General features: G+C 44.3%; 18 protein-coding genes, 1 riboswitch and 1 other annotated feature. Of the genes, 7 read left to right on the forward strand and 11 right to left on the reverse strand.

Annotated features, from left to right (window positions below; translation table 11 throughout):
- Positions 1–52: 52 nt before the first annotated feature.
- Positions 53–271, forward strand: a complete 219-nt coding sequence (locus tag LG330_RS12805; RefSeq protein WP_039810515.1) for a DeoR family transcriptional regulator — start codon at positions 53–55, stop codon at positions 269–271.
- A 227-nt stretch (positions 272–498) separates the two neighbouring features.
- Here LG330_RS12805 and LG330_RS12810 read toward each other — a convergent pair whose 3' ends face one another.
- Complete coding sequence (locus tag LG330_RS12810; protein WP_404404431.1) at positions 499–1,212, reverse strand: pseudouridine synthase; 714 nt, start codon at positions 1,210–1,212, stop codon at positions 499–501.
- Between the two features lie 15 nt (positions 1,213–1,227).
- The gene (locus LG330_RS12815; RefSeq protein WP_404404433.1) at positions 1,228–2,844 is read right to left on the reverse strand and encodes an oligosaccharide flippase family protein; all 1,617 of its coding nucleotides are present in this window, start codon (positions 2,842–2,844) and stop codon (positions 1,228–1,230) included.
- Between the two features lie 153 nt (positions 2,845–2,997).
- Between LG330_RS12815 and LG330_RS12820 the strand changes: the two genes are divergently transcribed.
- Positions 2,998–4,260: an NAD(P)/FAD-dependent oxidoreductase gene (locus LG330_RS12820; RefSeq protein WP_404404435.1), complete on the forward strand. Its 1,263-nt coding sequence runs from the start codon at positions 2,998–3,000 to the stop codon at positions 4,258–4,260.
- 295 nt (positions 4,261–4,555) lie between these two features.
- On the opposite strand, the gene LG330_RS12825 is transcribed toward LG330_RS12820, so the two are convergent.
- The 3 genes from LG330_RS12825 to LG330_RS12835 form a co-directional block, all read right to left on the reverse strand.
- Entirely contained in the window at positions 4,556–4,870 is a 315-nt protein-coding gene (locus LG330_RS12825) for a rhodanese-like domain-containing protein (protein WP_404404436.1), read from the reverse strand.
- 242 nt (positions 4,871–5,112) lie between these two features.
- On the reverse strand, positions 5,113–7,524 hold the full coding sequence (gene leuS, locus LG330_RS12830) for a leucine--tRNA ligase (protein WP_404404438.1): 2,412 nt from the start codon (positions 7,522–7,524) through the stop codon (positions 5,113–5,115).
- A 57-nt stretch (positions 7,525–7,581) separates the two neighbouring features.
- Positions 7,582–7,792 (reverse strand) — a binding site (T-box leader).
- 52 nt (positions 7,793–7,844) lie between these two features.
- Positions 7,845–9,026, reverse strand: coding sequence for an MDR family MFS transporter (locus LG330_RS12835; RefSeq protein ID WP_404404440.1), 1,182 nt, complete (start codon positions 9,024–9,026; stop codon positions 7,845–7,847).
- A 417-nt stretch (positions 9,027–9,443) separates the two neighbouring features.
- Here LG330_RS12835 and LG330_RS12840 point away from each other — a divergent pair, with 417 nt between their 5' ends.
- Complete coding sequence (locus tag LG330_RS12840) at positions 9,444–10,403, forward strand: TIGR01212 family radical SAM protein (protein WP_404404442.1); 960 nt, start codon at positions 9,444–9,446, stop codon at positions 10,401–10,403.
- Complete coding sequence (locus LG330_RS12845) at positions 10,400–10,972, forward strand: class I SAM-dependent methyltransferase (protein WP_404404444.1); 573 nt, start codon at positions 10,400–10,402, stop codon at positions 10,970–10,972. The genes LG330_RS12840 and LG330_RS12845 overlap by 4 nt, the downstream gene beginning before the upstream one ends.
- A gap of 308 nt (positions 10,973–11,280) precedes the next feature.
- Here LG330_RS12845 and LG330_RS12850 read toward each other — a convergent pair whose 3' ends face one another.
- The 3 genes from LG330_RS12850 to LG330_RS12860 all read right to left on the reverse strand — a co-directional run bounded on the left by LG330_RS12850 (position 11,281) and on the right by LG330_RS12860 (position 14,275).
- Positions 11,281–12,282, reverse strand: a complete 1,002-nt coding sequence (locus LG330_RS12850; protein WP_404404446.1) for an LLM class flavin-dependent oxidoreductase — start codon at positions 12,280–12,282, stop codon at positions 11,281–11,283.
- Positions 12,283–12,364: 82 nt separating this feature from the next.
- Positions 12,365–13,456, reverse strand: a complete 1,092-nt coding sequence (locus LG330_RS12855) for a tetraprenyl-beta-curcumene synthase family protein (protein ID WP_404404448.1) — start codon at positions 13,454–13,456, stop codon at positions 12,365–12,367.
- A gap of 15 nt (positions 13,457–13,471) precedes the next feature.
- Positions 13,472–14,275: an alpha/beta fold hydrolase gene (locus LG330_RS12860; protein WP_404404450.1), complete on the reverse strand. Its 804-nt coding sequence runs from the start codon at positions 14,273–14,275 to the stop codon at positions 13,472–13,474.
- 111 nt (positions 14,276–14,386) lie between these two features.
- On the opposite strand from LG330_RS12860, the gene LG330_RS12865 reads away from it, so the two are divergent.
- Both LG330_RS12865 and LG330_RS12870 read left to right on the forward strand, forming a co-directional pair.
- On the forward strand, positions 14,387–14,905 hold the full coding sequence (locus LG330_RS12865) for a gamma carbonic anhydrase family protein (RefSeq protein ID WP_404404452.1): 519 nt from the start codon (positions 14,387–14,389) through the stop codon (positions 14,903–14,905).
- Between the two features lie 30 nt (positions 14,906–14,935).
- Entirely contained in the window at positions 14,936–16,432 is a 1,497-nt protein-coding gene (locus LG330_RS12870) for a potassium/proton antiporter (protein WP_404404454.1), read from the forward strand.
- Positions 16,433–16,471: 39 nt separating this feature from the next.
- Here the strand turns inward: LG330_RS12870 and LG330_RS12875 are convergent, their stop codons facing one another.
- Both LG330_RS12875 and metK read right to left on the reverse strand, forming a co-directional pair.
- Complete coding sequence (locus LG330_RS12875; RefSeq protein ID WP_404404456.1) at positions 16,472–18,580, reverse strand: DNA topoisomerase 3; 2,109 nt, start codon at positions 18,578–18,580, stop codon at positions 16,472–16,474.
- A 313-nt stretch (positions 18,581–18,893) separates the two neighbouring features.
- The gene (gene metK / locus LG330_RS12880) at positions 18,894–20,093 is read right to left on the reverse strand and encodes a methionine adenosyltransferase (RefSeq protein ID WP_404404458.1); all 1,200 of its coding nucleotides are present in this window, start codon (positions 20,091–20,093) and stop codon (positions 18,894–18,896) included.
- Between the two features lie 158 nt (positions 20,094–20,251).
- A riboswitch (SAM riboswitch) is annotated at positions 20,252–20,392 on the reverse strand.
- A 536-nt stretch (positions 20,393–20,928) separates the two neighbouring features.
- Between metK and pckA the strand changes: the two genes are divergently transcribed.
- Positions 20,929–22,521 (forward strand): phosphoenolpyruvate carboxykinase (ATP), encoded by a 1,593-nt coding sequence (pckA, locus tag LG330_RS12885; protein WP_404404460.1) that lies wholly within the window; start codon positions 20,929–20,931, stop codon positions 22,519–22,521.
- 38 nt (positions 22,522–22,559) lie between these two features.
- On the opposite strand, the gene LG330_RS12890 is transcribed toward pckA, so the two are convergent.
- The gene (locus LG330_RS12890; RefSeq protein WP_404404462.1) at positions 22,560–22,802 is read right to left on the reverse strand and encodes a DUF2584 family protein; all 243 of its coding nucleotides are present in this window, start codon (positions 22,800–22,802) and stop codon (positions 22,560–22,562) included.
- Positions 22,803–22,806 lie beyond the last annotated feature (4 nt).

The following is a 22,806-nucleotide window of genomic DNA, read 5'->3' on the forward strand; positions in this document are numbered from 1 at the left end:
TGAACTGTCAACCGTCGTCAATGCCATGGAAAAAAGATGAGGGAGTGGTTTTTTGAAACCAACTACGAACAGAATGCTGACGCGTATCAAATCTGTCTATATGTTCATTAAAGAAAACGGAACTGTGACTACAAATGATTTGGTAGATGAATTCGGCATTACACCTCGCACCATTCAAAGGGATTTGAATGTGTTAGCCTATAACGATTTAGTGACAAGTCCTAGTCGGGGCAAATGGACAACGACAGAAAAGAAAGTCAAAATTTCATAAATTGAAAGTATAAAAGAGCAGCGTATTTACGCTGCTCTTGTTCTGTGTATATAGACTTCGGAACCGCTGATCCTTTCCGCGGAGGGCTTCGCTTTCCGCGGCCGCGCGGTGAGCCTCCTCGGCTTCGCCTGTGGGGTCTCACCTGTCGCTTCTATGCCGCAGGAGTCTTCGCCCTCCGCTCCAAGGATCAGCTTAGTGGATCATAAACTAAAAAGATCTGGTAAATTCTATGACCTCTGTTTGAGGCTGTTCAGTTCTTCCACTTTTAATTCGCGGTAGTCACCCGGCTCGAGGGTTTGGTCGAGTTCCAGCGGGCCCATTGATAGTCTTTTCAGGAAGGTAACTTCTTTACCGACTGCCTGGAACATTCTTTTGACCTGATGGAATTTACCTTCTGTGATTGTCAGTTCGATTTCTGAGGTTTCGCCTGCTGATAAGATGACAAGTTCACCAGGCTTAGTTTTGTAGCCGTCGTCTAATGTGACGCCTTCTTTGAAAGCTCTGATATCGTCTTCTGTCACGTTTCCATTGATACGAGCAAAATACGTTTTGGCTACGTGTTTTTTTGGTGAGAGCAGGTCATGTGACAGTCCGCCGTCATTTGTCAGCAGTAGAAAGCCTTCTGTATCTTTATCAAGACGGCCTACTGGGAATGGCTCAAATAGGTGATATTCAGGGTCAATCAGATCAATCACCGTTTCGTGCATCCCGTCTTCAGTTGCTGAGATCACGCCCTGCGGTTTATTCATCATCAGGTAGATAAATTCACGGTAGTGAACCTCTTCTCCGTTTACACTGACTGTCTGTTTTTCAGGGTCCACCTGATGCTTTCCGTCTTTTACAGGCTTTCCATCAACCGTTACGGACCCTGACTTCAGCCATTTCTTCATTTCTTTTCTGCTGCCGTATCCCATGTTGGAAAGCAGTTTGTCGAGTCTCATCAGAAACATCCTTTTTTAAGAGAATTTATTGCGTAAACGCGTCACACGGTCGCCGAACAGGCGGTCAGCAAGACGTGATTTCATACTTAATACTGCATAAACAAATGCACCGATCAGTCCGCAGATTGCAAGGATGATAATCGCGTGTAACCTGTTTTCGGGGTTTAGTACCAGATCCAGTCCAAAGTATACAATCAGAACAGGAACAGCCATTACCACATTAAAGATCATCATCAGGAAGGTTCTTTTCATCACCATTCTGTATTTATAAGCTGCAAAGTATTTAATGACAAGCAGGTTGATGACGATTGCTGCAACATAACCAATACTTGTTGCCAGCACAGCTCCCTGAACTTCCATCATCTGAACGAGCGGTATGTTCAGTGTAAGTTTGACAAGCAGACCGATAAGTAAGCTCAGTACACTCCAGCGCTGTTCATTAATTCCCTGCATCATCGCTGCCGTCACAGTGTAGATTGCAAATAAAATGGCAACAGGTGCGTAGGTTCTGAGCACTTCAGTACCAAGCTGATCAGCACCGTAAAATACTGTATAAGCAGGTTCTGCCAGCATAGACAATCCAATTGCTGCAGGCATGGTCAGGAACAGAAGAATCTGGAACGTCTGGTCAATCTGTCTGTTCAAGTTATTCCAGTTCCCTTTAGAGAAACTCGATGTAATAACCGGAATCAACGTCATGGCAAAAGCTGTTGCAAGCGATACTGGGATGATGACCAGTTTATGAGTTGTAAAGTTCAGTACTTCAAGCTGAATATCCGTTACAGCAGCCAGCCCGATTGATACCATTGCTTTGTTAAATGTCAGTGTATCAATGACCTGGAACAGTGGATTTGCAACACCGACAAGTACAAAAGGAATAGAATAAAGGATAATTTCCTTATACATGTCTTTAATAGAAACATTTAATTCATTTTTACCTGTGGCACTCATTTTATCTAAATGAGGTTTGCGCTTCAGGTAATAAACAACTAGTAATGCCAGACTCGCAACTCCTCCTACAAAGGCTGCAAATGTTGCTACGCCGATTGCTTCTGTCATTGATCCTTCCATTACAAATAGGACTACGTAAACTCCAGCTAATAGGAATACAATCCGGACAACCTGCTCAATGACATTTGACACAGCTGTTGGTCCCATCGATTCATACCCCTGGAAAAACCCTCTGATCAAGCTCATGACAGGAATAATAATCAATGCAAAACTGACGGCCCTGATGACTGATATGACCTGATCAACACTGACCTGCTGTTCATTTGATTCAATGACCATTTCAGCGAAAACAGGTGCAAACAGATACATCATCAGGAATGATAAAATACCTGTAAGTGACATCAGGATCAGACCTGAGCGGAATAACTTTCTTCCCACCTCGTATTCACCTATTGCGTTATATTTGGATATAAATTTTGATACAGCAAGCGGAACCCCCGCTGTAGCAATAGAAAGGAAAATTGTATATGGAATGTAACCGTACTGATATAGTGCGAGCGCACCAGGCTCATCACGTACCAGTTCATTAAATGGAATCACATAAAAAAGTCCGAGAAACTTGGAAATAAAAGTACCTAACGTCAGAATAAATGTACCTCTGACAAGTGTGGATGTAGACATCTGTTATTCTTCACTTCCTAATCATCTGACAAGAATTTTGACACTATATTAGAGTGTACTATCCGAACGAATGAATGACAATGATAACTACATTGAATTGTCCACTTTCACGCGTTAAAATGAATGCATATTGCAGAAACGAGTTGAGAACAAATGAAATATGATGTAATCATTGTCGGCGGTGGTCCGTCAGGTCTGATGGCAGCGATCGCAGCCGGCGAGAAAAAAGAACGCGTTCTTTTAATTGATAAAGGTACAAAGCTCGGACGAAAGCTTGCGATCTCTGGCGGAGGGCGCTGTAATGTGACAAACCGTCTTCCTATTGATGAGATTATCAAGCATATCCCGGGTAATGGGCGATTTTTATACAGTGCTTTTTCTGTCTTTAATAATGAAGACATTATTGCTTTTTTTGAAGGGCTTGGCGTTGCTTTGAAAGAAGAAGACCACGGCAGAATGTTCCCTGTGTCTAATAAAGCACAATCTGTTGTAGATGCGCTTCTTAGAAGACTGGGCGAGCTGAATGTAGAGATCAGAACAAATGCGCCGGTGAAGGATCTCTTAATTGAAGATGGGAAAGTCATCGGGATTGAGACGAGAAACGATGAAGAAATTTTCGCGGATTCTGTTGTACTGGCAGTCGGAGGGAAGTCCGTTCCCCAGACCGGTTCAGAAGGAGATGGTTATCCATGGGTTGAAAAGGCAGGTCATACTGTTACTGACCTGTTCCCTACTGAAGTACCGCTCCTTTCTAGTGAACCTTTCATCAAAAATAAATCACTTCAGGGTCTTGCCCTGCGTGATGCTGCAGTTAGTGTGTTAAAGAAAAACGGTAAACCAATCGTGACCCATCAGATGGATATGCTGTTTACCCATTTCGGGTTATCAGGTCCTGCAATTCTTCGCTGCAGTCAATATGCAGTGAAAGAAATGAAAAAGCAAAAAGGCGCGCCGGTTACAGTCCGGATTAATGTCATGCCAGATCAAAATGCTGAAAGTGTTTTTCAGCAGCTGAATCAGATGGCAAAGGATGATGCGAAAAAGGCGGTCAAAAATGTCTGGAAAGGGTTTGCGCCGGAGCGCTATATTCATTTTCTGATGGAGCTGAATGACATTGACCCGGATCAGCAGGCAGGAACGATTTCTTCAGAGAAAATCCGTGGAATGGCTGGGCTGCTGACTGCATTTGAAATGAAGGTAAATGGTACGCAGTCGATTGAAAAAGCGTTTGTTACAGGCGGCGGTGTTTCTATTAAGGAAATTGAGCCTAAAACGATGAAGTCAAAGAAATGTGAAGGACTCTTTTTATGCGGCGAGCTGCTCGATATTCACGGGTATACGGGTGGATATAATATTACGTCAGCGCTTGTGACAGGCAGGCTCGCCGGGAGTAATGCTGCTGGTGAGCCGGTTTAGGTTTGAGTGGTGAATGGGTTTTGGGGCTGAGTGTTAAGATGAATGTGACCCGGGTTTTTGCAGAAGTGATCCGAAAAAATTGGAATGTAACCTGAAAATTTTTGAATATGATCCGAAAATCCTGCCCCACGCTGAATGTGACCCGGGATGATCAGAATCTGACCTCAAATTTTCCGGATATGACCCGAAAAACACAGTATGTGACCTCAATTCCCACCGGATTAGTACAACCTTATAAAATTCCAAAAATAAAAGCCTGGAATCTCAAAAAAAGATTCCAGGCTTTTTACTATACTTACGCTTTCGGCTTCGTTTCGCCCTGATACTCGAGCATTCCGCCAGTCATGTTTGTTACCTTATAACCATGGTCATGCAGGAACCAGCCTACGTTTTCGCTTCGGCGGCCGGAGCGGCAGATCACGATGTATTCTTTATCCTGATCAAGTTCGTCAAGGTGCATTGAAATGTCACCCATTGGAATGTGCGTTGCCTGCGGGATCATCCCTTCAGCTACTTCATCGTTTTCACGTACATCAATCAGGTTCAGTTCTTCTCCTGATTCAAGCTTCTTTTGTACTTCACTTGCAGTAATCGTGTTTAATTCAGACATGTTCTCCACCCTTTCCATTTTGAGCATGACTTTGTTAAGTTTGGCTGATGATTTACGCTTCAGGGGGACGCTTTCCGCGGACGAACGCTCAGGCCAGGCAGAAAACCACTGCCTTCCGGGGTCTTTCACGATCGTTTTTCCGCAGGAGTCGCCCCCTAACGCTTCAATCATCAGCTGTGAAAAAATATCAATGAACTTTTAACAAAGCGTTGAGCATAATTAAATTATAACAATCCAGACGGTCAATTTGCTACGATATTGACCAGTTTCCCTGGAACGGCGATCACTTTACGGACTGTTTTTCCTTCAATGGCAGATGTTACTTCTTCTTGCTCCATTGCAAGTGATTCCATTTCTTCACGGGTTGCTTCACGCGGAACCATCAGCTTTTTCTTCAGCTTACCGTTGATTTGTACAACGATCTCAACTTCATTACTTACAAGCTTAGACTTATCAAACGTTGGCCACGCCGAATAGCTGAGCTCACCTTCTCCAACTTTCTCCCATAGCTCTTCAGCAATGTGTGGCGCAATCGGTGACAGCATTTGAATAAAGCCTTTAATATAGTCAACCGGAATATGATCTACTTTATAAGCCTCATTCACAAATACCATCAGCTGTGAAATCGCTGTGTTAAATCGGATGCCTTCAATGTCTTCTGTCACTTTTTTCACTGTCTGATGATACACTTTTTCAAGAGCTTCATTCGGCAGGTCTTTTACTTTATCTGTTAGTGTACCCTGCTCTGTTATAAGCAGACGCCAGATACGCTCAAGGAATCTTCTTGCACCATCCAGACCATTTTCAGACCACGCAACAGATGCTTCAAGCGGCCCCATGAACATTTCGTAGACGCGTAGTGTATCTGCACCGTGCGTGCGGATGATCTCATCAGGGTTTACAACATTCCCTTTAGATTTACTCATCTTTTCATTATTCTCACCAAGAATCATTCCCTGGTTGAACAGCTTCTGGAATGGCTCTTTCGTTGGTACTACACCGATATCGTAAAGTACTTTATGCCAGAAACGCGCATACAGCAGGTGAAGGACTGCGTGCTCTGCACCGCCTACATAAATGTCTACAGGCAGCCAGTGTTTAATTTTTTCCGGATCTGCAAGTGCCCCGCTGTTTGTCGGGTCGATATAGCGCAGGTAGTACCAGCAGCTTCCTGCCCACTGAGGCATTGTATTGGTCTCCCGGCGGCCTTTCATACCTGTTTCAGGATGTGTGACATTTACCCACTCTTCAATATTTGCAAGTGGTGATTCACCAGTTCCTGAAGGCTTAATGTTTTCTGTTTTTGGCAGCTCAAGCGGAAGCTCTGATTCAGGTACGCCTGAAGTTGTACCGTCTTCCCAGTGGATGATCGGAATTGGCTCACCCCAGTAGCGCTGACGGCTGAATAGCCAATCACGCAGACGGTACGTGATTTTCCTTGTACCAAGATTCTTTTCTTCAAGCCATTCAATCGATTTAGCAATGGCTTCTTCCTTGCCAAGACCATCAAGAAAGCCTGAATTCACGTGCTTGCCTTCACCTGTATAAGCCTCTTTAGAAATATCTCCGCCTTCAACGACTTCACGGATCGGCAAGTTGAACTCCTGTGCAAACTCATAGTCTCTTTCATCATGAGCCGGTACCGCCATGATTGCGCCGCTTCCGTAGCTTATCAGTACATAATCTGCAATCCAGATCGGCATTTTTTCATCATTTACAGGGTTAATGGCATAAGCGCCTGTGAATACGCCAGTTTTTTCTTTAGCAAGATCTGTACGCTCAAGATCACTCTTAGATTTAATTTCATTAATATAAGTATCAACTGCATCTTTTTGATCAGCTGTTGTGATTTTTTCAACGAGCGGATGCTCAGGTGCAAGCACTGCGTAAGTAGCGCCGAAAAGCGTGTCAGGACGCGTTGTAAATACATCAAATTTTTCGCCGGTGTTTTCGATGTTAAACGTGATTTCTGCACCTTCAGAACGGCCAACCCAGTTGCGCTGCATATCTTTAATGCTCTCAGGCCAGTCCAGCTCTTCAAGGTCATCGATCAGGCGGTCAGCGTATGCAGTGATTTTCAGTACCCACTGCTTCATCGGACGACGCTCTACAGGGTGTCCCCCGCGTTCACTTTTACCATCAATAACTTCTTCATTTGCAAGAACGGTTCCAAGTGCCGGGCACCAGTTCACCGCTACCTCGTCCACATAAGCAAGTCCCTGCTCATAAAGCTTAAGGAAAATCCACTGCGTCCATTTATAGTACTCAGGATCAGTTGTGCTGATTTCACGGTCCCAGTCATAAGAGAAGCCCAGCTCCTGGATCTGACGGCGGAATGTATCGATATTTTTCTTTGTAAATTCAGCCGGGCTGTTTCCTGTATCAAGTGCGTACTGCTCAGCAGGCAGTCCGAATGCGTCCCATCCCATTGGATGAAGTACATTGTAGCCCTGCATACGCTTAAAACGGGATAGAATATCAGTCGCTGTATAACCTTCCGGGTGTCCTACATGAAGACCTGCGCCGGATGGATAAGGAAACATATCCAATGCGTAAAATTTCTTTTTTGAAAAATCTTCTTCTGTCTTGAATGTTTTTTCTTCAAGCCAGTGCTTTTGCCATTTCTTCTCGATCACCTTATGATCAAAGCTCATACCAGTTCCTCCTAATGTAAAAAATTACCTGTAATAAACAAAAAACTCCCGCCCCAATCATGGGACGGGAGGTGCTTATACACTCCCGCGGTACCACCCAAATTCGTGTACACGCGCTCAAGTCCTTATCGCGGAAAACGGATCATGCTACTCTGTTTCGCATGATCGACTCAAAGGTGAGTTCACAGTGCTGCCGGTCTGCTTTCACCAAATGCAGACTCTCTTTTATCAGCGGCGATCTGTTACTAGTCCTTTTCAACGTCTTAGTTATGATGACTATTTTCTATTGTATTCAATTGACTCCGGGCTTGCAAGTATTTTTAGACCGCTGCTTCAACTTCTTTTTTCTTTAATGGCAGGTCATAAATAAACGTAATTCCGATTGAAATGACCAGTAATCCGATTAATAGGAAGAAGAGTGGCGTCATCCCGTAAAGGTCCACCATGATGCCGCCAAGAAGCGGTCCGATCATTCTTCCACCGGTTGCTGTGCTGTTTACAACTCCCTGATAAAAACCTTCGCGACCTTTTGGCGCAAGTCTGCTTGCAATGGTTGGTACTGCCGGCCAGATCAGCATTTCACCGATCGTTAAAATAATCATGGCAGCTAGAAACCCCTGAAAGCTTCCTGCATAGGCAGTGACGGCAAATGACACCATAAAGATCACTGTGCCGATCGCCATCTGTATTTTCAAATTATGCTCAAATCGTTTTACAATTGGCTTGATTAAAGGCTGTCCGGCAACAATCAGAAGTCCATTGACAGTCCAGAGCACACTGTAAAGTTCGAGCGGGATGTTAATCCGCTGCGTGTAATCAGCGATTGTCGACTGCCACTGGACATATCCAACCCAGCACAAAAGATAAGCCCCGCACAAAATCAGTAATGATGTAAATGCAGCCTTACTCTGAATACGCCCCCGCTCCTGCAGCACACTCGTCTGGATATTCGGCTGAAGCTCAATATTTTTATAAGTTAGCAGTGCAATTAAAAAGAAAATCACATACATCACAAAATTCGCAATGAAGATATAATTAAATGAGAATGAAGCAACAAAACCACCCATGGCAGCACCTGCTGCAACCCCGATATTGGTTGCAAGATAAATCGCGTTAAAAGCCTTTCTTCCACCCTCCGGCCAGACAGACCCGGCCATTGCATACATTGAAGGAAAAACGATCCCTGACCCGAAGCCGATAAAGATCATAATAAATACATAGTGTGGCCATTCGTGCCAGATCATCAGTCCGCCGACTGCAGTCAGCGTGATCAGAATTCCTGACATGATAGACCTGTAGCCGCCAATTTTATCAAACAGTACACCGCCAAGCAGATTGCCAAGTACACTCGCACCGGCATTTGCCATCAGCACCAGTCCGGCAGTCGTCAGGGATTTCCCCAGCTCACCGCTGATATAAATTGTATTTAACGGCCATAAAAAAGAAGCCCCCGTCACATTGATTGCCATTCCAATCACTAAAAACCATAAAGCACGCGGCACGATTGTCCCTCATTTCATATGTATTTCGTGTACCAAATTATTTTACCGGTTTGCTTGAGCGAAAACAAGATACTGGTAAGAAGATGGAGGATTCTTAATATTTGTTTAATATATTGCTGACTTTGCAGTGGTTCAAATTTCAAAATAATTGTGTATTTTCTCGTTGATATTCATACTCAGCCGATGATTTCCGGGGAGGACGGAGACTCCCGCCCCGGAAAAGGGCAGGTGAGATCCCGCAAGGCGGAGCCTGAGGAAGCTCACCGTCCGGGGGCAGGAAAGCGCAGTCCTCGCCGGAAATCATTGGCGTTACATCTAGCGCTTTTTGATCAATCCGCCCCCATTCAGTAGTCCCCTTCTGCAAATCATGGTAGAATGCCTAGAGTACGCTAATAGCAATGAAGGAGGTTCACACCTTTGGCAATAGAAAACCCTTTTCAATATGCGGCTGACAATAAGCGCTATCATACATGGAATTATCATTTAAGAAACCATTTTGGACATAAAGTATTTAAAGTCGCGCTTGATGGCGGCTTTGACTGCCCGAACCGTGACGGCACTGTGGCACATGGCGGCTGTACTTTCTGCAGCGCTGCCGGGTCAGGTGACTTTGCAGGAAACCGGGTTGATCCGCTTGAAGTGCAGTTTAACGAAATCAAGACGCGTATGCACCGCAAGTGGAAAGAAGGTAAGTATATGGCTTACTTCCAGGCATTTACGAATACGCATGCACCAGTTGAAGTATTGCGTGAAAAGTACGAGAAAGTACTCGGCTTTGACGATGTAGTCGGTCTGTCGATTGCGACACGACCTGACTGTCTGCCTGATGATGTAGTTGATTATCTGGCTGAGCTGAATGAAAGAACCTATCTCTGGGTTGAGCTCGGACTTCAGACTGTACACGAATCAACGGCTAATATGATTAACCGCGCACATGATTTTGAATGCTACAAAGAGGGCGTTAAAAAGCTGCGTGACCGTGGTATCAGAGTCTGCTCCCATATTATTAACGGGCTTCCGGGTGAAGACCGCAACATGATGATGGAAACGGCAGAAGCTGTGGCGGACCTTGACGTTCAGGGTATTAAAATCCATCTGCTTCACCTGTTAAAAGGGACACCGATGGTTAAGCAATATGAAAAAGGCCAGCTTGAATTTATGACACAGGAAGAATATGTTGAGCTAGTGTGTGATCAGCTTGAAATTCTACCACCAGAAATGATTATCCACAGAATCACAGGCGACGGACCGATTGAACTGATGGTCGGACCGATGTGGAGTGTGAATAAGTGGGAAGTACTGACTGGCATTGACCGGGCGCTGATTGACAGAGGCTCGTGTCAGGGGAGCAAATATGTAAGCGGGGTGCGATCATGAATCTGGACAGAATCCTCCCATATACAAGAACACTTTTAGAAAGAGCGGTCAAACCGGGGGAAGTGGTCATTGATGCCACAGTAGGAAATGGCAATGACACATTGTTTCTCGCACGTCTCGTTGGCGAGCATGGCAGGGTTTACGGATTTGATGTACAACAGGAAGCCATTACAGAAACAACTTCCAAGCTTGAAGAGCATGAATTAAAAAACCGCGTACTATTATTTAATCAGGGACATGAAACGATTGAGGATACACTGCCGCCTGTCCACTACGGTGCAGTTGCCGGTGCGATTTTCAACCTCGGTTATCTGCCGGGCAGTGATGAGACCATTGTGACAAGACCACGCACAACCATTGCCGCAGTTGAACAATGCCTGCGTGTGATGCGCTCAGGAGGAATGATGATTCTCGTGATTTATCACGGACACCCTGAAGGCGCCGTTGAACGTGACTACCTGTTACGCTACTGCGAAAAAATAGACGGACTTGAAGCACAGGTGCTCCGCTATCAGTTTATTAATACACAGACACCATCGCCATTTATTCTGGCGATTGAAAAGAAATGAGAAACAGCCATGTGATTGGTGAAAATCACATGGCTGTTTTTGTGGTGGTTTAAGGGGATGGAGTGCCGGGCGGTTGCAATTGATTAATTGGCTCATCCGTGACGTTTTTCGGTTTGGCGCGACCGGTAATTGGTTCACCGCTCGCGTTAATTGAATCAGACCCAGGACCAGGCAGTTATAATTGAGTCAACCCGGCAGGTAATTGGTTCAGCGCCGTTATTAATTGAATCAACGCGCTGATTAATTGAACGACACTCCCCGGCATTCCACGCCACACCGAGCTGCACCAACCCGCCGCTTCGTACCTCCTACAGCATTCTCTCCGCGATCCGCTTAAATGAATTCAGCTTATCCTCAAAATCATATGCAATCGTTGTCAGCATGATTTCATCTGTCTCATATTCTTCAGCAAGTCTGTTCAGCTCTTTTTCAACATGGTCAATATCACCAATCACCATACGCTTCCTGTTTTCAAGAACGCGCAGTCTTTCGAAGTGACTGTAGTCATATGCCATTGCCTTTTCAGGGCTGGGTGTTCCTTTAGATGGCATGCCCTGCTCCAGCATCACCATTGACAGGTCAAGGCTTGAAGCGATTCTCTCAGCATCCTCCATTGTTTCACCGCAGATCGTAAATACGGAAACGGAGTGCTTCGGCTCACTGTAATATTTAGAAGGCTTGAAGCGTCTCAGATATTGCTGCGTATAAGCAGGTCCTCCCTGCCCGTTAATAAATAACGCAAATGTGTATGGTACACCAAGATCAGCTGCTAGTGCTGCAGAAGACGGGCTTGAGCCAAGCATCCACAGATCCGGTACCGACTGTGTAATCGGCGTTGCTTTAATATTGCCGTATGGGTGATCCTCCGGCACATCGTCATGGAGGTACTGAAGCAGCTCAACAACCTGTTCCGGGTAACGGTTGACGTCACGTGGTTTTCCGTCAGACAGTGCATATGAGGCTCTTGGCATCCCGCCTGGTGCACGGCCGATTCCAACGTCAATGCGCCCGGGTGTAAGACCTTCAAGCACTTTAAAGTTTTCAGCTACTTTGTATGAGCTGTAATGCGGCAGCATCACACCGCCAGATCCTACTTTGATCCGTTCAGTTTTTGCTGCTAAATGGGCAATTAGTATTTCAGGGGAAGATCCGGCAAGTGTCGGTGTATCATGATGCTCAGATACCCAGAAGCGTTCAAAGCCAAGACGGTCTGCGAGCTGTGCGAGTTCAACTGTCTGCTGCAGACCCTGCTCTGCCGTCCCGCCTTCTGAAATAGATGATTGATCTAATATACTTAATGTCAGTGACATCACTTCACTCCTCTCACTCACCATTATTGTAAAATCCATTTAAAAAGTCGAATATTCCGCTTAGCGAAACATCCGACTCATATTACACCTGGCTTTTGATATAAATGTTTCCTGACAGAACCTTCATGACATTTCTGTATGCGCGCCCGTTGATATAAAAGAAGAAACTGACTGCTCCGCTCGAACGGATCATCTTTCTCGCAAGATTTCTGACCTTCTTCTGACTATTTACTTTGTCATCAGACAAATAGACGCCAAGTAATCCTCTGTTAATCAGCATATGAAATCTGCTGTGAGGAAGTTTTCTTGTATGTCTGTCTGCTTCCGTAACAAAGTGCTGCAGCCTTTTAAAAAGATTTTCCGGATTTTTATAATAGAAGCAGAAGTTCAAATCCCCTTCTTTCTGATCCTCTTCCTGGTCAATAAAATAATCGAGCAGAATGTGAAGTCCCTGTATGTAAGGAAAGTACCCTTCTTTAATCACGGCTGCATATTCCGGTTTAAAATCAGGTCTGAGCGCATAGGATACGAGGCAGAAGATGCCAAGCGTTGATCCCGTACATGCTGAAAACTCGAACCATTCCATTTCGGGGAATTCATTGCGGTGGTCTTCAAACCATTTCTGAAGACGTTCTTCACGTTCCTCTTCCGCCACGTGCTTATGAATCTGAAGTTCACAGTAAATACGTGACAGATAAAGCAGCTCGTCCTTAATCAGCGGGTAGTTCGGAATTCTTGAGAGAACCTCCTGACAGCGCTGTACAAGTCCTGATAAATAGCGGTCTTCACTGTCTTCTCTTAAGTGATAATAGTCTCCTGGAACTGCCCCGACAGTCAGTGCGTCTTCCATTGCCTGGTGAAGTGCCGCGAAGTCCTCTGGATCAAGTGAAGTACTGCGGTCACAAAGGTTATCAAGATAATCACTGATTGTCTGGTAAGCAACGATAAATTCAATGGCATCACGTTTCCCTTTTAGAGCTAAAAGGGACATAATCCCCCCGCCTTCACAGTGAAATTCCTTATCCGTTATGCTGTCCACTGCCTGCTTTTTTAACTCTTCATTCTCAATCTGAAGTGCTTTTTGCTTCCAGTGAAAGAGTTCCCTGTGAACGATCGGAAACACTTTACGGTATACCTGATTCATCAGAAATAACGGTTCATTCGGAACTGCCATGTGATTCCACCTCATTTATAAGTCATAGCCGATTGACCTCAAGCGGTTTTTAACAAATGATTCTGCGTAGTGAAAAACTTCATCCCGTTCTGGTTCGTTAAATAATTCATGATAGCATTGTGACCATTCTTTATATTGAAATTCATCAAGATTATGTGAGAGCAGCCACTTTTTGCCGACAGCTGTATCCACAAGCTTATTCTGACCGCTTTGCATCAACAGCAGCGGGATCTCAGGAAAATCACTGTCTTCAGCTAACGTCTGCTTCATAGCATACAGCATTTCCCTGTACCACCTGACAGATACCCTTGATACATAAATCGGATCCTCTAAATCAAGCTCAATAATTTCTTCATTACGTGTTGCATCCTGAACTGTAAAACCGAATGTAAAACGATGTTCAGGCGACAGTCTGTTCAGGCTCCCTGACAGCAGATGACTGAATTTAGATGGTGTATGTTTATAGGCGAAGCTTGGATTAGAAAGCATCAGCCCTGCAATTTCATATTTCTTTTTATACATCATACGGACAGCAATCAGTCCGCCAAGTCCCTGGCCAAGTAAAAAGATTGGCAGATTAAATAACATAGCTGCTTCAATCCATTGTTCAACAGCTGTTTCATATTCTTTAAAAGAATCAATATGTCCTCTTTCAGTCCGTTTAACCATACCCTGACCAGGAAGGTCACCCATGACAACGTGATAGCCTCTCTCACGCCACATCTCAATTAACCAGCCATATCTGGCATGATGCTCAAGCTCTCCATGTACCATTACTATCACGCCGCGAGCAATTCCATCTGTTTCCCATTTCCACATAGCAAGAACACCTGCCTTTCAAATTCTTAGAAGTCTGTATTGTGAAGTATCCGCTATGCCTGTGTTAAAATAAACTATATCATATTTCATATTGGACACAGGAGTGATTTGATGATTCTTTCTTATAAAGGTCACAACCCTACAATTGATAAAAGTGTATACATATCAAAAATGGCTACTGTATCAGGTGATGTCAAAATTGGACCTGACTCAAGTGTCTGGCCTGGCGCTGTTATTCGGGGAGATGTCTCACCTACGTATATCGGGAAAAAAGTGAATATTCAGGATTTATCCATGCTGCATCAGAGTCCGAACTTCCCCCTTGTGATTGAAGATGAGGTAACAATCGGACATCAGGTAACGCTTCACAGCTGCACAATTAGAAAACATGCATTGATTGGAATGGGTTCGATCATTCTTGACGGTGCTGAAATCGGGGAAGGTGCATTTATCGGTGCTGGAAGTCTCGTGCCACCCGGAAAAAAAATACCTGCAGGGAAGATGGCTTTCGGACGTCCTGCAAAAGTGATACGTGATGTGAACGATGAGGACCGTGCTGATATGCAGCGGATTGTAAGAGAATACGCTGAAAAAGCACAGGTTTATAAAGAAGCCGAACAAAATACTTAAAATGGGGATGATGCATAATGAGTGATCTATATGCTGTTTGAGTCCTTTGGCATTGACTCATTTATATTATTAACAGGATTATTACTGGTCACTGGAGTGATTGTTGCAAAGTTCTCTAACAAATGGGGACTCCCCGCTCTGGTGCTGTTCATTTTAATCGGCATGATTATTGGGAGTGACGGGCTTGGAATCGTCTATTTCGATGATGCAAGAGCAGCTCAGCTGATTGGGATTCTCGCACTTGTTATCATTCTTTTCGAGGGTGGTATGCAGACAAAATGGCCAACCGTTCGTGCGGTTGCGCTCCCATCCATATCACTTGCTACACTTGGCGTTCTTATTACTTCCGGAATCGTAGGGTATTCAGCTTACTTGATTTTTGATGTTACCCTTCTCGAAGGTCTGTTATTCGGTGCAATCGTCGGTTCTACCGATGCTGCTGCAGTATTCGCCGTATTAAAAGAGCGGAATATTAAAGCGAAAATGGGTGCCACACTCGAAGCGGAATCAGGAACAAATGATCCAATGGCTGTTTTCCTTACCTTATCTTTTATTGAATTGATTACTACTGAAAATTCATCCATATGGAACATGATCCCTTCATTTATTCTGCAAATGGGTGCCGGTCTTGCACTCGGATTGATTCTCGGACGAATTGCCTCATATGCACTCAATCGCATTAAGCTTGATTCGAGTGGACTTTATCCAATTTTTTCCGTCTCATTTGCACTATTAACATATAGTATTACAGCAATTATTGGTGGGAGCGGCTTTCTTGCGGTCTATGTTGCCGCACTGATTATCGGGAATAATGAATTAACTTACCGTTACTCTATCTTTCAGTTTAATGAAGGGTTCGCCTGGATGTCTCAGATTCTCATGTTTATCATCCTCGGGCTGCTGGTCTTCCCGGGTCAGTTATTTTCATTAAATATTGTCATCAGCGGACTGATTCTGTCAGTTATTCTGATCTTTATTGCACGGCCGATTGCAGTCTTCTTATCTGTTGCAGGAATGAAATACAAAATGAAAGAACGGATTTTTATTTCCTGGGCCGGATTACGTGGTGCAGTACCAATCGTACTCGCTACGTTCCCAGTTGTAGCAGGCCTTGAGAACGGACAGCTGTTTTTTAACGTTGTGTTCTTTATCGTTTTGACATCAACACTCCTGCAGGGTTCTACGATTTCCTATGTAGCAAAAAAGCTGGACCTTGTCGGACCTAAAAAAGATACACCTCACCATTCGCTCGAGCTCATATCGATCGGGAAAGCGAATGCAGAAATGATCCAGTTTCATACGAACCGGGATGTGGAGATTGTTGGCAAAAAGCTGAAGGAATTAAAATTTCCCCACCAGGCTACAATCAGTGCGATCGTCCGTAACGATCAGCTGATCAGTCCTTACGGTGAAACACAGATTAAAGCAGGAGACTTTCTTTATATCCTTGTAAATACAAAGCATAAGGATGAAGTGAAGAGACTGCTTGAAAAAAAGAAAAACCCGCAGAAAACTGCCGGCAAATAACAGAAAGCGGATGAGGTGCGATGCACTCATCCGCTTTTCTTATTTAAACACCATTTCAATCTTTCCGTCCTTCAACATCAGCCGGGCACTGAACGTTTTACCTGCTTTACTTTTAAATCCTTTAATCATCCCTGTTTGACCTTTTTCACAAAGCGCTTTGATCTGCACATCTGAAATTTTCTTTTTTAATAATATTTTTGGAAGCGTCTGTCTGCAGCCCTGCTTGTAGTCACTGCATCCAAAAAATCCACCCTTATCGACCATAACGCCTTTTTTACACTTTGGACAAATTGGCATGACAGATGACTTCTTCTGAGCAGACCCTGCGGACGCTTTAACATTCCCCATCTGTTTCGGCGCTTCAGTAATCATATGCTGAATAAATTTTGCAATATTATTCAAAAAGGCCTCCTGACTGCCTTCTTTTCTGCCGATTTTCTTTAAATAGGTTTCCCATCTGGCTGTCATTTCAGGACTGCTGAGCAGCGTTCCGCCAATGACTTGACAAAGGGTCACACCTTTCTCTGTTACAGTGACAGTATTTTTGGTCACGTTGATATACTGCTGTTTTTTCAGCGTGTCGATAATAGATGCCCGCGTTGCCTCTGTGCCAATCCCTTCAACTTCCTTCAGCATGGCCTGATCCTGTTCATCCTCAAGCATCTTCCCTGCCGTTTTCATCATCGTAATCAGCTGTCCCTCTGTATACGGCTTGGGCGGCTTGGTCATATCATCCTTTATATTCACGACAGATGCGATCACATCCCCTGTCTTTAATGGAGGAAGTATCGTATCCTTTTTAGCGTTTTCGCTGAATAGCTCTTTCCATCCGCGCTTTTTTTCAACTGTTCCTTTTACACTGAAAATGAGCCCCTGAATGTCCACATCCACCTGCGTTTCTTCATAATGGTAATCCTCATGGAACATCGCAAGCGTACTGCCGAGAATTTCGTTATAGATATTCTTTTCCATCGGCTTTAGCTTTTCAATTCTGTCTTTAGTCAGCACTTTCTTCGTTGGAATGATCGCATAGTGCTCCTGCACTTTACTATCCTGTACATATTTTGGCCGCGGCTTCGGGTGCGCTGTCTCAAAAGTAGCGCCAGCAGCGGCTTTCATTGATTCAAGCTGACCGGACAAATACCGGAATTCACTCATTGTAATGAACTGACAGTCTGTTCGTGGATAGGATACAAGCTTTTTTTCATATAAATCCTGTACGGTTTTCAGCACGTTTGAAGGACTGTATTTGTATCGTCTGTTCATTTTTGCCTGAAGTGAAGACAGACTGTGCAGACTCGGTGCCTGCATTTTCTTCAGCTTCTTCTCAGCCTTTACGACTGTTCCTTTTAACTCGGCTCCATGTTCAATTCTGTGCTGTTTGAGCGTCTTCTCTGCTTCTTCCTTCTTTTTAAAAGTAGTACCATGCTTAGTCTGAAATGCCTTTCCGCTTTCTTTATGATCAGCAAGCAGTTGAAAAAACGGCTCTGGTTTAAAGTTTTCAATTTCATGCTGCCGCTGCCAGATCATATAAAGCGTTGGTGTCTGAACACGCCCGAGACTGAATGGTCCGTCGACACCTCTTTCTTGTAAAAGGAGCGTGTAGAGCCTCGAAATATTCATACCAACAAGCCAGTCACTTACCTGTCTCGTCTGCGCTTCATCATATAATGAAAGATAATCATCACCATTACGCAGCTCCTGAAACCCTTTTCTGATGACGTCTTTTTCAAGCGAGTTAATCCATAAACGCTTAGTCGGCTTATGCATCATGCCTGCCTGCTCTATAATGGACCGTGCGATATTCTCCCCTTCTCTGTCACTATCAGTTGCAACTACAATCTGATCGGCTTTTCTGAGAAGCCCTTTGACAATATTGAATTGCGCACGCTTCGCATAAGGGACGGTGAATTTGAATTCTTCCGGGATCATCGGCAGCGTATCAAGCTTCCACTTCTTCCATTCCGGTTTATATTTCTGAGGCTCTTCAAGTGACACTAAATGTCCGAAGCCCCACGTAATCGCCGCTCCTCCCGGGAACAGTGAATCTTCTATATGAAAATAACCATCTGTTTTTCTGGATGTTTGAAAAGCATCTGCATAGCTTTTCGCCTGTGAAGGTTTTTCTGCGAGAATGACTGTAAACAAAGGAATTCCTCCTAGTATTGGTCCGAAGCATCAATCGGGGATTTGTGACCTTATCATATCATGGGACGGGTGAGATGGCGAACACTTATTCTGGTGTGGCATGATCGTAGCGTTGGTTCGAAGAATTTTCGCTAGTGGTTCGGAAAATACATGCTATTGTTCAGAGAATAACTGTTGATGTTCAAAGAATAAACATGATGCTTCATAAAATCTCGTGACATGTTCGCAGAATCGTGTAATTTGACCTATGCCCAACCCATAAAAAAATCCAGAATATATCATGGAAGATATATTCCGGACCGTTTCATTCCTATTATGCGTTTGCACCCTTCTTCAAAGCATCAGCTTTATCTGTTCTTTCCCATGGAAGGTCAAGATCATTACGGCCGAAGTGTCCGTAAGCAGCTGTCTGTTTGTAGATCGGACGGCGAAGGTCAAGCATTTTAATGATGCCTGCAGGACGAAGGTCAAAGTGATTACGGATCAGATCAACAAGTGTATCCTCTTCCACTTTACCAGTTCCAAATGTGTTAACAGAAATTGATACAGGCTGTGCTACGCCGATTGCGTAAGCAAGCTGTACTTCACATTTATCAGCAAGACCTGCAGCAACGATGTTTTTCGCTACGTAACGTGCAGCATAAGCACCTGAGCGGTCAACCTTTGTTGCATCCTTACCTGAGAATGCACCACCGCCGTGACGAGCATATCCTCCGTACGTATCTACGATGATTTTACGGCCAGTCAGACCTGCATCTCCCTGAGGTCCTCCAATAACAAAGCGGCCAGTCGGGTTAATGAAGTATTTCGTATCTTCATCGATTAGCTCTGCCGGTACAACGTGATTAATCACATGTTCCTTCAGGTTACGCTGAATACGCTCAAGGCTGACTTCCGGATGATGCTGCGTTGAGATAACAATTGTATCTACGCGCACCGGCTTGTCATTTTCATCATATTCAACTGTTACCTGTGTCTTACCATCCGGACGAAGGTAAGGAAGAATATCTTCTTTACGCACTTCAGTCAGACGGCGTGACAATTTGTGTGCAAGTGAGATTGGCAGTGGCATCAGTTCAACTGTTTCGTTATTTGCATAACCGAACATAAGCCCCTGATCGCCTGCACCGATTGATTCGATTTCAGCATCAGTCATCTGGCTTTCACGGTCTTCTAGTGCACGGTCAACTCCTGCTGCGATGTCAGGTGACTGCTCATCAATTGAAGTTAGTACTGCACAAGTATCCGCATCAAAACCATACTTAGCACGTGTATAGCCGATTTCTTTAATCGTTTCACGCACGATCTTAGGGATATCTACATAAGTAGAAGTTGAGATTTCTCCCGCTACCAGAACAAGTCCGGTTGTAACAGAAGTTTCGCACGCCACTCGGGCATTCGGATCATCTTTCAGTATTGCATCAAGAATTGAATCAGAAATCTGATCACAGATTTTATCCGGATGTCCCTCAGTTACGGACTCGGATGTAAATAAACGACGTTTTACAGACATATAAGTCTCCTCCTTGTGAAGCAAATAGTCGACGGTACTCATTACCCTTAGAGATCGAACGTTAACCTACAAGATCATCCAAGTTTCGGCATAAAATAAAAGAAACCTCTCCTCAAATCACGTTCATGAGGAAAGGTTCATAATCAGTTCGCCTTTCACTCTTATCGTTCAAGACACACGTCTTGCTTCAGGTTAGCACCTTCGCTCCAAATGTTTGGACCGCAAAAGCATCATGCTTTTTTGCGGAGCAGGTTGCTGGGTTTCATAGGGCCTGTCCCTCCACCAGCTCGGGATAAGAGTATCCGTTCAAAAAACTATCATACGGAAATGAATGTGTAATGTCAATCATAATATACAATTATAGATGAGAAGTTTAGTGCTTATTTAAGTTGGCTGATGATTTCCGCTTCAGGGGGACGCTTTCCGCGGCCGGGCGGTGAGCCCGCAGGCTTCGCCATGCTCGGTCTCACACGTCCCTTCCTGCCGCAGGAGTCGCCCCCTTACGCTGCAATCATCATCTGTGCAGAAAAAAATGGGCATTATTAAAATGATTGATTTAATATCCACAGCGTTGATCGCAGTAGAAGGCGGCGACTCCGGGACGATTAGTTGGAAGCTGAGACCCCACAGCCGAAGGCGAGGAGGTCTAATGGAGCCACAAAACGGCTCATCCAGGAAAGCGTCCGCCTGAAACGGAGATCAGACGCCAGATTATTAAATTTAAACTAAATAAGAATTTTTAACGAAATCGCCAATTAGTATAGACTATTCATTTGAATGTGTTATACTAATTTCGAACAAAGGTGAATGACTTACTGAAAAGGTGGGAGATAACATGACAACAATCCGAAACACTTCAGAATTAAAAGAACTATTAATGAGCGAACGCGTGAATAAGAACCTTTCTGTACCTCAGCTTGTGGAGAAGGTATTAATGAGAGAAGAAGGCACATTAACTTCTACAGGCGCTGTAAGAGCTGAAACAGGTAAATACACCGGCCGCTCACCTAAAGATAAATTTATTGTGGATGAAGCCTCTGTACGTGACAAGATTGACTGGGGTAAAGTTAATCAGCCGATCTCTGAGGATTCATTTGACCGTTTATATACGAAAGTACTGAACCACCTTGGTGAAAAAGAAGAAGTATTTGTTTTTGAAGGGTTCGCAGGAGCTGATGCTGCTTCCCGCCTTCCGATCCGTGTAGTGAACGAGCGAGCATGGCATAATCTTTTTGCTCACCAGCTGTTTATAAGAGCTCAAAAAGGTGAAGCGTGGACGAGTCAGAATGAAGCGCCGTTTACAATTCTTTCTGCTCCATCTTTAAAAGCTGACCCTGAAACAGATGGTACAAATTCTGAAACATTTGTGATTGTATCATTTGAACAGCGCACGATTTTAATCGGGGGCACGGAATATGCAGGAGAAATGAAAAAATCCATTTTCTCAGTGATGAATTACCTGTTGCCACAAAATGACATTTTACCAATGCACTGCTCAGCAAACGTTGGGGCAGAAGGTGATGTTGCATTATTCTTCGGACTTTCCGGCACTGGTAAAACGACGCTTTCAGCAGACGCTGACCGCAAGCTTATTGGGGATGATGAGCACGGCTGGTCTGATAATGGCGTATTTAATATTGAAGGCGGATGCTACGCAAAGTGCATTAACCTATCAGAGGAAAAAGAGCCGCAGATTTTCGATGCGATCCGATTTGGTTCAGTACTTGAGAATGTCGTGCTTGACCCTGAAACACATGAAGCTGACTATGATGATTCTTCATTAACTGAAAATACGCGTGCCGCATACCCCTTGCAGGCAATGAGAAATATTGTGGATCCTAGCAGAGCCGGTCACCCGAATACAATTGTATTCCTGACTGCTGACGCATTTGGTGTACTGCCTCCGATCGCAAAGCTGACTAAAGAACAGGCAATGTATCACTTCCTGAGCGGCTATACATCTAAGCTTGCCGGCACTGAAAGAGGCATTACGGAGCCGGAAGCAACGTTCTCAACGTGCTTTGGATCTCCATTCCTTCCACTTGAACCGACTGTATACGCTGAAATGCTTGGTAAAAAGCTTGAAGAGCATGATGCTGAAGTATACCTCGTCAATACCGGCTGGACTGGCGGTGCTTACGGGACGGGATCACGTATGAAACTTGGATATACCAGAGCAATGGTCAGAGCTGCTCTTCACGGTGAGCTTGCAAATGCGGAAACTGCAAGCAACGGATTATTCGGACTTGAAACGCCGCTTCACGTACCGGGTGTTCCTGATGATGTACTGCAGCCTCGTTTTGCATGGAAGAATGAAAGCGAATACGAAGAAAAAGCAATGGAGCTTGCACTGAAGTTTAAAGAAAACTTTAAGAAGTTCACAAGCGTGGATGAGCGGATTGCCAGACTTGGCGGACCAATCGTATAAAATAAATAAAGCGTATCGGCACCTTGCCGATACGCTTTTTAATTTGTAGACTCGAGTGATTTCATTTCAAAATAGATGAGTGTTTTCTGATCGCTCCATTCAAGCTTATAAATTTCTGCGATCCCCCTCACTTCACCGGCAATTGAGTTTTTCACTTCAAGTGGGATATGCATCGGATACAGCCTGTACTCACCCTTCTCCAGCTTAAAAAAGTTATTGTCAATTCTCTCTTCTTTTCCTTTGGTCACAATCATTGTATTTAACTCTAATGGCATGCCCATGTCG

Source organism: Jeotgalibacillus malaysiensis (genome assembly GCF_044789845.1).
GTDB classification, from domain to species: Bacteria; Bacillota; Bacilli; order Bacillales; family Jeotgalibacillaceae; genus Jeotgalibacillus; species Jeotgalibacillus malaysiensis_A.